The sequence below is a fragment of the Petrimonas mucosa genome (genome assembly GCF_900095795.1).
GTDB lineage: Bacteria > Bacteroidota > Bacteroidia > Bacteroidales > Dysgonomonadaceae > Petrimonas > Petrimonas mucosa.
Map to the genome: position 1 here is coordinate 1,683,811 of NZ_LT608328.1, position 12,113 is coordinate 1,695,923.

Sequence of the window (12,113 nt, forward strand, 5' to 3'; positions counted from 1 at the left end):
GTCTTTAGAGAACAAAGTTACTCTATTTTTGTTCACCGGACAATATAAACAGCATTTTTTAACATTGCTGCTGTAAAATTTTTGATGCAGTTGACGTTGATAGCTGTTTTATTTGTAATTTCGTTACCAGTTTCACCGTACTGTTGCGGTTTGATTCGAGAAGATCTATGAGCGAAGAAGATAAACTTGCAGCTGAAGAGCAGATGATTGAAAATGAGTTTCAGGCTCTCATTAACGATTATTTAAACTCGAACCACCGGCGTAAAGTGGAAGTGATTACCAAAGCCTTTAACATGGCGAAGGAAGCCCACAAAGGAGCACGCCGTCGTTCGGGAGAACCATATATCATGCATCCGTTGGCTGTGGCCCGGATTGTTTCGCGGGAGATGGGGCTGGGATCCACTTCCATTTCTGCTGCTTTGCTCCACGATGTGGTGGAGGACACTGAATACACGGTGGAGGATATCCAGGTGATTTTTGGTGAAAAGATCGCGCATATTGTCGACGGGCTGACCAAGATTTCACACGGCATGTTTGGCGAGAATGTCTCGGCGCAGGCGGAGAATTTCCGTAAGCTCCTGTTGACAATGTCGGAAGATATCCGGGTAATCCTGATAAAGATTGCCGACCGGCTTCACAACATGCGGACATTGTCGTCGATGACGCCAGCCAAACAGTTCAAGATAACGGGCGAAACGTTATATATTTATGCCCCCCTTGCACACCGCCTGGGACTCTTTGCCATCAAGACCGAACTGGAAGAGCTCTGTTTCAAGTATGAACATCCGGAAGTCTACGCCGAACTCTCGCAAAAGGTGGAGGAGACTGCCCGCGAGCGGGACCAGATCTACGGGAGCTTCGCCGAACCGGTGATCAAGGCGCTCGACAAGATGAACATCGAGTATGAGATGCGTGCCCGGGTGAAATCGCTCTATTCCATCTGGAAGAAGATGCAGGCCAAGGGGATCGATTTCAGTGAGGTGTACGATCTCTTTGCGGTACGGATCATCTTTGAGACCTATCCCGGCATGGACGAGAAAAAACAGTGCTGGGACATCTATTCGGCCATCACCGATATCTACAAACTGCGTCCCGACAGGATTCGCGACTGGGTAAGCCATCCCAAGGCGAACGGTTATCAGGCACTTCACTTGACGGTGATGGGACCTGACGGAAAGTGGATCGAAATCCAGATCCGCAGCAGGAGGATGGATGACATTGCTGAAAAGGGGTTTGCCGCCCACTGGAAGTACAAGGAGAACCGGATTGAAGAGGATAATGAACTGGACAAGTGGCTGAAAACCATACAGGAGGTATTGGCCAATCCCAATCCCAACGCCATCGATTTTCTGGATACCGTAAAAATGAACCTCTTTGCCTCGGAGATTTTTGTCTTTACACCGAAAGGAGAGATTAAAACACTCCCCTTGGGAGCTACAGCACTAGATTTTGCCTACACCATCCATACAAGGGTGGGCGACCACTGCCTGGGGGCAAAGGTGAACCATACGCTGGTTCCGCTCAGTGAAAAGTTGAAGAGCGGCGACCAGGTGGAGATCCTCACCTCCGAATCGCAACAACCGCAGCGTGAATGGCTCAATTATGTCACTACCGCCAAGGCCCGGACAAAGATCGAGGCAGCCCTGCGCAGACAGAGACGCAGGATATGCGAGAGCGGCCAGAAGATGCTGGAAGAGTTTGTCGGTAGCCCCGAGCAGCTGGACAATACCCTCTACAACAAAACCCTGAACTACTATAAAGTAGAAAAGAGGGAAGATCTGCACTATGGTTTGGGAAGCGGAGAACTGAAACTCCCCGATTCAATGGATAAACTGCTTAAACAGCGGGAGTCGGTCGAACCTAAGCAAGACAACCTGTTTGTCAGGTATATGAAGCAGGCAATGAGCGGATTCAAGAAGACATCCGAGGAAAACAAGGGTGCTGATGCAGAAGTTGCCGTCAGTCAGGTTAAACCGGGAGAGATAGATCGGAAGGCGGTATATAAGTTAAAGGAAGTAAACTTCAAGAAAAACTTCATTGTTGCCTCTTGCTGTAATCCCTTGCCCGGTGACGAAGTTTTCGGCTTTATCACCGACAAGAATGAGGTGGAGGTGCACAAACGCTCCTGCGAGACAGGTATCAAACTGAAATCGCGCTTCGGTGAAAGAATTGTTGCAACGGAATGGGGCGATTACAAGCAATACTCATTCCTTTCGTCGATTGTTTTTTCGGGTATCGACCGCATAGGTATCCTGAATACCATATTGTCAAAGTTGGCGGAGGAGATCGTAGTGAATATAAAAAGTGTGAATGTCACCTCAAAGGATGGTATTTTCGAAGGGGTATTCAATGTCCATGTTCACAGTGTGGAAGATGTGAATGTGTTGATTTCAAAGATAGCAAAAGTGGACGGCGTAACCACCGTCCACAGAGCCTTGATTTAAAAAAATATGTCTCTTTCTATCTTCGTCTCTTCCCTCCAAAAATCCTGCCGGTGATCTTTCTGGCTGCAAGGGCGAAAATGGCCGGTTTTGTAATTCTCCAGGCAATTCCCGTGATCAAGGGCAGGTTGGCGAGTGCCAGGTTCAAAAACGGGTTTCCGGGCCTTTTTGTCTTGAAGGGTTGAACGGAAGAGTGGGAACCGTATGAGAGGTTTTCCATCGTTTCGGCCAGCTTATTCTTGAGGCTGCCCGTTACGCCTTTGGTAAGCATCGATCCCCAGTTATCAGCCAGATACTGTAACTGGTACGACAGTCGTTGCCCCGATATTGCACGTTCTTCGCGCAATCTTTTCTTTTCCAGATGGAGTTCGTCGAGCGGAGTAAGCTTATTACTTTTCATCAGTTTTTTGTTGTGAATTTAACCTCTTCGTCTTCCTTACGTACCAGAAACCTGATTACAGAATTGATAATTGAGTTCTTCAGCGGCTTTTTTATCAGCAACAATACCAACGTAAAGACGATGGCACCTAAAGTAACAATGCCAAAGCCTTTCCAGTTACTTTCAAAAACGTCAGCCAGATAAAATCCGAGAGTGAGAAGCGCCAAAGACAATATCAGAAAAGTGAAGCCGGCCAGAAAAAGAGTAATGGCAGTTGATGCTGCTCCCTTGCTCAACTTTTCGAAAGCCTCGAGTTTTACGATCTCAATCGTGTTGGTCACGTAACTCGTAACATCGCTTTTCATCTCCTCAAATAAGCCGGTAACCGTTTTGTCCTCCATCGAAGTTTGCTTTTAGGATAGTGATAGTTTATTCTCTGGCGTTTCAGTGTTTGGCCAGTTCCTTTTTTGCAATCTCTGCAATGTCGTCAATATCTTCCTTCAAATCGCTAACTTCGCTTTTTCCTTTATAAATAGCTGATTTTACATTGGCACGTACTTTATCGGCAAATGCATTGGCCTGGTCGAGCCACTCTTCCCGCCTGTCGCTTCCCATAATATAGCCGACAGCTGCTCCGAGAGCAATACCGATTCCTAATCCGAGTAATAATTTTGCTTCTGATTTCATAATGTTTCTTTTTTAGATGTTTATAGTCCCTCTTTTGATATATTGTTTCAAAGTCGTCGACCTGTTTTAGTAAAACGTTTTTTTTTTGAAAATGTTTAGCTCCGCCCGAGAAAGTTGGATAATCACTCCGCTACAGGTTCACCGAAAAGTGTGGCTGCAGTGAAGCCTGTCACCTTTACCTTCACGAATTCACCTATCCGGTGCCTCTGTTTGTCGAAAACAATCACCTTGTTCTGTTCATTTCTTCCAAAAAGCTGTTCGCGGGAGCGTTTTGAAAAGCCTTCCACCAGAACCTCAAATACTTTACCCACATCCTGTTCGTTGCTCTTTTGCGACAACTCAAGCTGAAGGTCGATGATCTCCTGCAGACGGCGGCTCTTAACCTCTTCAGGAACATTGTCCTCCATTTTCCTTGAGGCATACGTACCCGGGCGTTCGGAGTATTTAAACATGAAGGCCGAGTCGAAGCCAACCTCGCGCATCAGTGAAAGTGTCTCCTGATGGTCTTCTTCGGTCTCACTGTGGAAACCGCACATGATGTCGGTCGATATTCCGCAATCGGAAATAATACGCCTGATAGCGGCAATCCGTTCCAGGTACCACTGCCTGTCGTATCTCCGGTTCATCAGCTTCAGCATGCGCGAACTTCCCGACTGTACCGGCAGGTGGATATAGTTACAGAGGTTTTTGTATCGCGCAATCGTCTCCAACGTTTTGTCGTTCATATCCCAGGGATGTGATGTGGTAAACCGGATGCGCATTTGGGGTGCCTCCTCGGCAACCATTGCCAGCAGATCTGCAAAATCGATAACCTGTTCGCCATCTATGAATTTGTAGGAGTTCACATTTTGTCCCAACAGGGTGGCTTCACGGTAACCCTTCGCCTTGAGATCACGAATCTCATTGAGGATGCTTTCCGGTTCCCTGCTCCGTTCCCTTCCGCGTGTGAACGGGACGATACAGTAGTGGCAGAACTTGTCGCATCCGCGTGTTATCGAAACAAAACCGGAGATATTCACTCCGTTCATCTTCAGTGGAATAACATCTTTGTAGGTCTCGGTTTTGGAGAGTACTACGTTGATCGCCTTTTCACCACGCTCAGCAGCCCCCATCAGGTTGGGCAGATCGAGGTAGGCATCAGGTCCGATTACCAGGTCGGCATGATGGTTGTCGATCAACTCCTCCTTTACACGTTCGGCCATGCAACCCAGCACACCGATAACAACCCCACCTTTCTTTTTCTTCTTCAACGAGTTGAAGTAGTCAAGCCGTTGTATTACCCTTTGTTCTGCGTTTTCGCGGATGGAACAGGTGTTCACGAAGATGGCATCGGCAGCCCGGTCGTCATCGGTAATGGTGTATCCGTCCATCTCCATGATGGCCGCGACCACTTCGGAGTCTGCCACGTTCATCTGGCAACCGTATGTTTCGATGAATAACTTTTTATCTTTCTGATTATCGTTTGTTGTTCTATTCATTTCTTGTTCAGCTGTAATTATGGCCTGTCGCCAGGAAATTATAATTTTTTGTATATTTTACACGAAAAAATTTGTAAAATATAAATTCTTGTTTTACTTTTGCCACCAACGAAAAAATAAAATTTTTTCATAGTTAAGGTTTTGGTTAAACAATTAGGGGTGGCTGTGAAGTCGCCCCTGATTTTTTGAATAACCTTTCCTTAATTCGTGAAAATTGATTACTTTTGTCGAACTGCAAAATTAATCAATTTATGGAATTTGGCGACATTATTTATTTAATACTCATGTTAGCCTTCTTAGTTTTTGGAATTTTTAAAGATTCTGGAAAGAAGCAGAAGAAGGTGAGCAAAAGTACTCAACCTGTAAATTCTGAGGAAGATTTTCGCGAATTGGTTCGGGAAATTTTTCAAAGACCACAAAGGGAGCCGGTTCCACCCCCAACACCAAAGGCCGTTAGTAGAAAACAACCCGTAAAACCTACAATTGCTTCATCAGAGGGCAGTCGCCCGGTTTTTCAATCCTCGATGGAACTGGTAACCGATTTTGAGGGCGCCTCCTCATTAAAGGAGTCTGCATTCATGTCGCAACTATTCAGCGATCGTGAGGAGCTGAAACCGGTAGAAAAGGTTCATCCCGTACTGGAGCAACTGAGAGGTGGTGAGGGAGTGTCAGAAATTCGCAAGGCGGTTATCTACAGTGAACTACTGGAAAGAAAATATTGCTGAGGAGAGAGAGATCATCGCTTTCTCATGCAGGCAACTCCTTGTAGTACTCCAACTTCTGCAAGCAAAGAATCATTATATTATAAAATCAAACAAAATTTATGAGTCTTACCTATGTAACAGCTAAAGAGGCTGCTGCCCTTGTCAACCACAACGACAATGTGGGTTTTAGCGGCTTTACTCATGCCGGGTGTCCCAAGGTGGTCCCGGTAGAAATTGCCAAGCGTGCCGAAGAGGAGCACGCCAAAGGCAATCCTTTTAAGATTGGTATGTTTACAGGCGCTTCTACGGGTGATTCCATCGATGGTAGCCTGGCCCGTGCCAATGCGGTGAAGTTCCGTACGCCATACCAGACCAACAAGGATATGCGCAACGCCATCAATGCTGTTGAGCATGATCCGATCCAATATTTCGACATGCACCTCTCTCAAGTGGCACAGGAGATCCGTTACGGGTTCCTGGGCGGTGTGGATGTGGCCGTGGTGGAAGCCTGCGAAGTTACCGAATCGGGCGAGATCGTACCCACCAGCGGTGTAGGTATCATGCCCACCATCTGCCGGTTGGCCAAGAAAGTTATTGTGGAGCTGAACGACAAGGTTCCCGCAAAAATGCGGGGCGTTCACGATCTCTATGAACTGCAGGATCCTCCCAAACGGCGTCATATTAACATCTTCGAGGTACAGAACCGCATCGGGCTGGAGTATGTAAAGGTTGATCCGTCGAAAATATATGTGGTAAGGACCAGTGAAGAGAACGAAGGTAGCGGTTTCGCTCCGGTTGACGAGATTACCGCCAAGATAGGGGAGAACGTAGCTAACTTTTTCGTTTCCGAACTGAAGAAGGGGAACATTCCGCCTACTTTCCTGCCTATCCAGTCGGGTGTGGGCAACATTGCCAATGCAGTGCTCGCATCCATGGCGCAGAACAAGGATATCCCCCGCTTTGAAGTCTATACCGAAGTGATTCAGGATGCCGTGCTCGACATGATGCAGAAAGGGCATATCTCTTTTGCCAGCGGTTGCTCACTCACCCTGAGCAACGAAGCGATGGACCGTTTCTACCGCGATCTGGACTTTTTCAAGAACAAGCTTGTGCTCCGTCCCTCTGAAATTTCGAACAATCCCGGTTTGGTCCGTCGTTTGGGAGTAATTGGCATCAATACGGCTCTCGAAGCCGACATCTTCGGAAATGTCAACTCCACCCACGTGATGGGCAATATGATGATGAACGGTATCGGTGGCTCGGGAGATTTTACACGCAGCGCCTACATCTCGATCTTTGTAACGCCGTCCACCGCGAAAAACGGAATGATCAGTGCTATCGTGCCGAAGGTGGCACACGAGGACCACAGCGAGCACTCGGTGAAAGTGATCGTGTCGGAGTATGGGGTTGCCGACCTGCGCGGTAAGGGAACCTATGCCCGTGCCGAGGAGATAATCGAAAATTGTGCACATCCCGACTATCGTCCGTTGTTGCGCGATTACCTCAATCTCTCCAAAAAGGGTCACACGCCGCAAAATCTGTATGCCTGCTACGATTTCCACAAAGCATTTCTGGAAACCGGCAGCATGCTTAATGCAGATTTCTCAAAATATAAGAAGTGATCTTCACGCCATTCTCCCCTTTCCGGAAATAACCGGTCGGGAAGAGAATGGTGAAATACGATCCGAACAAAATTCCAAAAGATTCTGTTATAATACAGTGCTCTGTTCATTAACTGACTAAAATTTTAATTTATGGGAATTTTATCTTGGATCGTATTAGGCCTGATAGCAGGATTGATAGCAAAAGCTATTCGCCCCGGAACAGACCCTGGTGGCTGGATCGTAACCATTCTGATAGGCATTGCCGGTGGTGTTGTTGGCGGCTGGATTGGCTCCCTGCTGGGCCTGGGAACAGTTGATGGGTTCAGTTTCAGAACCTTGCTGTTAGCCGTTGGGGGATCATTGATCATACTGTGGCTGTATGCCCTGTTGAAAAAGAGATGATTTTTAGTAGTCTATAATTGTAAGGGGTGACGAGAATAGTCACCCCTTCTTTATTTCGACGCCCATCCCTTTCAGCCGGAACAGTATCTGGCCTTGATAGCTGCCTGGCTGAATTTAGCAACCACATTCTGGGGACAAGATCGTCTCCGATTCAGGCATGCATTGGCCTAAGTTCAACTTAGAAGTGCAACATCCACGTGTTGTTTTTTGAAATGATTCTTCACAACAATCATGAAAAACACCGGGGGGGTTTGCCTAACGGCCGGGGGCGCGCAAGCCCCCGAAGAGAGTCGGACAGCAACATAAAAGAAAAAGGAGACCGAAGTCTCCCTAAAATTAACTATTATGTTGCTTATGAAAAAATACAAACAGTTAACTTCAGAACATCGGAGGCGATACTGACGGTGACGGAAAGGAAGACGAACCTCGTGATGATCGGGGAACTGCCCCGCGGAAGGGACTCGAAAGGGTTGGCCAAGGTGCTGTGCCGCATGTTGCTACCCTACAAGGACGTGATAAGGACGATCACCACGGACAACGGCTTGGAGTTCGCGGCGCACGAACGGATCACGGAGATGCTGGAAGCCCCGGTGTACTTCACCGACCCCTATTCGGCATGGCAAAAAGGATCGATCGAAAACGCGAACAAGCTCATCCGGCAATACATCCCCAAGGGGGCGTCCTTCAAGAACTATCCACCCGACAGATTGAAGCGGATACAGCACAGGCTGAATGAAAGACCGAGGAAAAAATTGGACTTTAACACACCCAAAGTTGAGTTTTACAAACAATTAATGTAAATTGCACTTGCTGCTTGACTCTGCTTGGAAAATAATTTTCAAAAAATTTTGTTATTGTTTGCCTTTATTGTTATATTAGCCCTCAAAAAAACCGAGCAGTAAAAAATAAAAGTTATTTTTACAACTGCTATGGAAAAGAGGAAGAATTTTTACATCGAAAATCAAGGCTGAAATAGTTTTATCCTTGTTGCGTGGAGAAGATCCTGAGTTGCTTAGCCGTGAATACGGAGTTACTCTGGCTGATATCAACCTTTGGCGGGATCAATTTATCGAGAGTGGTACCGACGGGTTCAAGCGTAACCCCGACGATTCGAAGCTGAGTGCAGCCGAGCGTAAGATCGGGCAACTGCAGATGGAGCTTGAACTCACAAAAAAAAAGAACGAATTGGCAGCAAAACTAAGAAGGAAATAATCTCCATGCTGATAGAGGAGCATTATCCATTAACCGGGAAGCCATACCCGAAGCGTTTGATATTCAAGGTTGTTGGCTACAGCAGCAGCACCTGGTATGAAAACCCTACCCCCAAAACAGGGAAACGGGGCAGAAAACCCAAGCATAGCGATGAAGAAGTTTTACAAGAGATTAAAACTGAAATTATGAAAAGTACATTCAACGCTGAAGGTTATCTGAAAGTGAAGAAGCGCATGGGTAAAAGGAAGATAAACGCTCTGGTAGCCGGCAAGGCATGTGTGAACCGCATCATGCGGGAACACAACCTGCTGAGCCCCTACAGAAGGCCAGGGAAGAGGAATAAGCGCGAACATGATGGCACTATAATCACGGATGCACCCAATGTAATGTGGGCCACTGACGGGAAGAAGTTCTGGATTGAAGGGTCAGGCTGGCATTGGTTCTTTGGTGTGATCGATCACTTTAACGATGAGATTATATCGTGGCATATTGCAAAGAAAGGCAACCGTTTTGCTGCCATTAAGCCTGTTAGGGCCGCTGTACGAAAGACTTTCGGTTCGGTAGGTAAGGATGTATGTAAAGGAATGAAGTTGCAATTAAGAAGCGACCATGGCTCGCAGTATGACTCTGCTGATTTTATGAATGAAATGAAATTCCTGGGATTGGAGATGTCCAAAGCGTTTGTACGGTCACCAGAGTGCAACGGGATAATAGAGCGGTTTCACCGCACCCTGGAAGAACAGGTGCTGCAAACAGAAACATTTTCTTCCTTTGAGGAAGCTTATAACAGTATTGATCAATTTATTAATGACTACAACACGGATTGGATACTTCATAGACTGGAATACTGTTCACCTGTAGAATACAGGGAAAAGTACGCTGAAAGCCAGCGAAAAGTAAAAGATGATATACCATCGGGCAATAAGGATCCTGAGGTTCAGCTTGTCCTCATTTCAAGTGGCTCAATGCCACGAAGAAATGAAATAGCTCTTCAGGCAATGGTAAAAGGGGCAATTACTTACAGTAACACCCCTTCTATAAATCCTTCGGTATAATATATCACCATCGGATCAGCTTGTCCGATACAAAAGTAATAAAAAAGATTAAATACAATTAATGTGCTCGGTTATTACGGGCTAATACATTTGCCTTTATTGTTAATTTGTCCGATCATTAAATCCTTAAATGGAATATGCCTGCAATCAAGTTTTCAGATATTGCATCTACATACAACGAGTACTTGGACACTCTCTACGCATACGCTCTTCACCTGGGTTTTGACGATCACACCGCGATGGATGCCATTCATGATCTATTCTACAAGTTGTGTACGCAGCACTCTTCCCTGAAAGAGATAGATAACCTTAAGTTTTACCTGTTCAGATCGCTGAGAAACAGGTTGGTAGACCTTCACCGAACGAAACGTGAATGTTTGTCCCTTCACCTTATGGGAGAACATGAGGGTGTTGACCTGCCCTTTCAATTGAATGTCACCGTCGAGGATGAGTTGATCGATAAGGAGGAGGCAGAGAAGATTCGGGAAAAGGTGGAAAATGTGCTGAGCCGGCTTACCCCTCGTCAGCGTGAAGTGATCTACCTGCGTTATCTTCAGGGGTGCAGTTATGAGGAGATCTCGGAGATCATGTGCATGTCGGTTGCAGGATCACGCAATCTCGTGAGCAGATCGATCGCCAAACTTCGTGTAGCCTCTTTGGCCACTTTTACCATCTTTTTGATGGTTCACTAACCCTTTTCTCTTTTTTGCCCCTGCTCTCTCTTGACAAGAAGAGCGCCTTGGAAGTTGCATCAGTCAGGTTGATGCATATGTTAACATATATATTTTTTTAAATATATGGTGATGATTTAACTCATCTTTCGTCTCTATTATATAGAGGAGGGTGAAAAAGTCACCTTTCCGACCATCATGAAACAGAATCATTTCAAACAAGCCGGTTTTACAAAATTTCTCCAGGACGAAGCTTTTATTGAATGGAAGTTATTTCCATCAGAAGAGTTGGATACCTATTGGAGTAACTTTTTGGATCGATATCCTGAAGAGCGGGAAAATTTTCAAATGGCTGAAAAAAAATTCAGCAGCATCCGGATATCCTCACATAGAGTGTTACCAGAAAAGAGAAGTGAACCCATCAAACAGCTGGAGCAGTCTCTCAGCGCTTATGGTCGCAAGCGGAGACTTCGGCATTACTCCTATGCTGCTGCGATATCTGTTGCACTTTTGATCCTTTCCCTCTTTTATTATAATCGGGTTTCCGGAGAGATGTTGTCGGAGAGCGGCAACTACATTGTGGGGAATAAGCTGGAATCGGAAGATATTCTTTTTGTTGCAGGCAATCAGACCTCCTCGTTCCAGGGGAATGTTGACCTCACGATTGAAAATGAGAAGACGGTACGGGTCAGGGGCGAAAACAACCAGGATGCCGAAATCAGCATTGAACAGGATGTGGTGAATAAACTGATTGTGCCATACGGTAAACGGTCCAAAATCATCCTTTCCGATGGATCCCGCGTCTGGTTGAATTCAGGTTCTGTTCTTGAATTTCCATGTACCTTCTCCGGTGAAAAAAGGGAAGTGATCCTCCATGGAGAGATGTATATTGAAGTGGAGCCCGACCCCGATAGATCTTTTGTTGTTCACACGGCCGATTTTGATGTGAAGGTCCATGGGACGAGGTTTAACGTGACCGCATACAGGGAGACCTCCGCTTCGGTGGTTTTGGTAGAAGGGAAAGTTGGCCTGAATCTGAAGGACGGTGAGGAGTTGCTCCTGTCGCCCAGGGAACAGGGTCTCTACTCCGGATCAACTGGCACATTTACTACACGTGTGGTTGATGTTGATGCATACATCAGCTGGAAAGAGGGCTACCTGATGTTTGAGGATACCCCTGTTACCGAGGCTCTAAGGAAAATTGAACGGTACTATAACCTCTCTTTCAATCTGGATGAAAATGTTTCGTTCTGTGGACTGACCTGTACCGGCAAGATCATACTCTCTGCCAATCTCGATAACGTGATGACCGCTCTTTCAGTCATCTCAAACACCGAATACAAAAGAGACGACAACATGATTTACATATTTAAAAAGTCAAACAATTAAATCTTTATGCGTATGAAAAGATAGATCAAATCAGGTTACATATTACAAGTCGAGAAAAATGCCAGGCGATGGTGCGAATGTCGTCCGGTTT

The 12,113-nt window shown here is 46.1% G+C and carries 12 protein-coding genes and 1 pseudogene; 9 read left to right on the top strand and 4 right to left on the bottom strand.

Annotation, left to right across the window (positions count from 1 at the left end; translation table 11 throughout):
* The first annotated feature begins 167 nt into the window (after window positions 1-167).
* Window positions 168-2,444, top strand: coding sequence for a RelA/SpoT family protein (locus ING2E5A_RS06725; protein WP_071136756.1), 2,277 nt, complete (start codon window positions 168-170; stop codon window positions 2,442-2,444).
* Window positions 2,445-2,460: 16 nt separating this feature from the next.
* On the opposite strand, the gene ING2E5A_RS06730 is transcribed toward ING2E5A_RS06725, so the two are convergent.
* The 4 genes from ING2E5A_RS06730 to miaB all read right to left on the bottom strand — a co-directional run bounded on the left by ING2E5A_RS06730 (window position 2,461) and on the right by miaB (window position 4,985).
* Window positions 2,461-2,841, bottom strand: a complete 381-nt coding sequence (locus tag ING2E5A_RS06730) for a hypothetical protein (RefSeq protein WP_071136757.1) — start codon at window positions 2,839-2,841, stop codon at window positions 2,461-2,463.
* Complete coding sequence (locus ING2E5A_RS06735) at window positions 2,841-3,221, bottom strand: phage holin family protein (protein WP_071136758.1); 381 nt, start codon at window positions 3,219-3,221, stop codon at window positions 2,841-2,843. The genes ING2E5A_RS06730 and ING2E5A_RS06735 overlap by 1 nt, the downstream gene beginning before the upstream one ends.
* Before the next feature lie 43 nt (window positions 3,222-3,264).
* A complete protein-coding gene (locus ING2E5A_RS06740; protein ID WP_071136759.1) occupies window positions 3,265-3,507 on the bottom strand; it encodes a YtxH domain-containing protein in 243 nt (80 codons plus the stop codon).
* A 122-nt stretch (window positions 3,508-3,629) separates the two neighbouring features.
* Window positions 3,630-4,985: a tRNA (N6-isopentenyl adenosine(37)-C2)-methylthiotransferase MiaB gene (gene miaB, locus ING2E5A_RS06745; RefSeq protein ID WP_071136760.1), complete on the bottom strand. Its 1,356-nt coding sequence runs from the start codon at window positions 4,983-4,985 to the stop codon at window positions 3,630-3,632.
* A 251-nt stretch (window positions 4,986-5,236) separates the two neighbouring features.
* On the opposite strand from miaB, the gene ING2E5A_RS06750 reads away from it, so the two are divergent.
* The 8 genes and pseudogenes from ING2E5A_RS06750 to ING2E5A_RS06785 all read left to right on the top strand — a co-directional run bounded on the left by ING2E5A_RS06750 (window position 5,237) and on the right by ING2E5A_RS06785 (window position 12,022).
* The gene (locus ING2E5A_RS06750; RefSeq protein WP_071136761.1) at window positions 5,237-5,710 is read left to right on the top strand and encodes a hypothetical protein; all 474 of its coding nucleotides are present in this window, start codon (window positions 5,237-5,239) and stop codon (window positions 5,708-5,710) included.
* 98 nt (window positions 5,711-5,808) lie between these two features.
* Window positions 5,809-7,311: a succinate CoA transferase gene (locus ING2E5A_RS06755; RefSeq protein WP_071136762.1), complete on the top strand. Its 1,503-nt coding sequence runs from the start codon at window positions 5,809-5,811 to the stop codon at window positions 7,309-7,311.
* A gap of 132 nt (window positions 7,312-7,443) precedes the next feature.
* Window positions 7,444-7,695, top strand: coding sequence for a GlsB/YeaQ/YmgE family stress response membrane protein (locus tag ING2E5A_RS06760; protein ID WP_071136763.1), 252 nt, complete (start codon window positions 7,444-7,446; stop codon window positions 7,693-7,695).
* A gap of 386 nt (window positions 7,696-8,081) precedes the next feature.
* A pseudogene (locus tag ING2E5A_RS06765) lies at window positions 8,082-8,495 on the top strand (IS30 family transposase); the annotation flags it as partial.
* A gap of 187 nt (window positions 8,496-8,682) precedes the next feature.
* A complete protein-coding gene (locus ING2E5A_RS06770; protein ID WP_154670030.1) occupies window positions 8,683-8,907 on the top strand; it encodes a hypothetical protein in 225 nt (74 codons plus the stop codon).
* A 5-nt stretch (window positions 8,908-8,912) separates the two neighbouring features.
* The gene (locus tag ING2E5A_RS06775) at window positions 8,913-9,962 is read left to right on the top strand and encodes an integrase core domain-containing protein (RefSeq protein WP_071136395.1); all 1,050 of its coding nucleotides are present in this window, start codon (window positions 8,913-8,915) and stop codon (window positions 9,960-9,962) included.
* A 137-nt stretch (window positions 9,963-10,099) separates the two neighbouring features.
* Entirely contained in the window at window positions 10,100-10,654 is a 555-nt protein-coding gene (locus ING2E5A_RS06780) for an RNA polymerase sigma factor (protein ID WP_071136765.1), read from the top strand.
* A gap of 327 nt (window positions 10,655-10,981) precedes the next feature.
* Window positions 10,982-12,022: a FecR family protein gene (locus ING2E5A_RS06785; protein ID WP_161941962.1), complete on the top strand. Its 1,041-nt coding sequence runs from the start codon at window positions 10,982-10,984 to the stop codon at window positions 12,020-12,022.
* Window positions 12,023-12,113 lie beyond the last annotated feature (91 nt).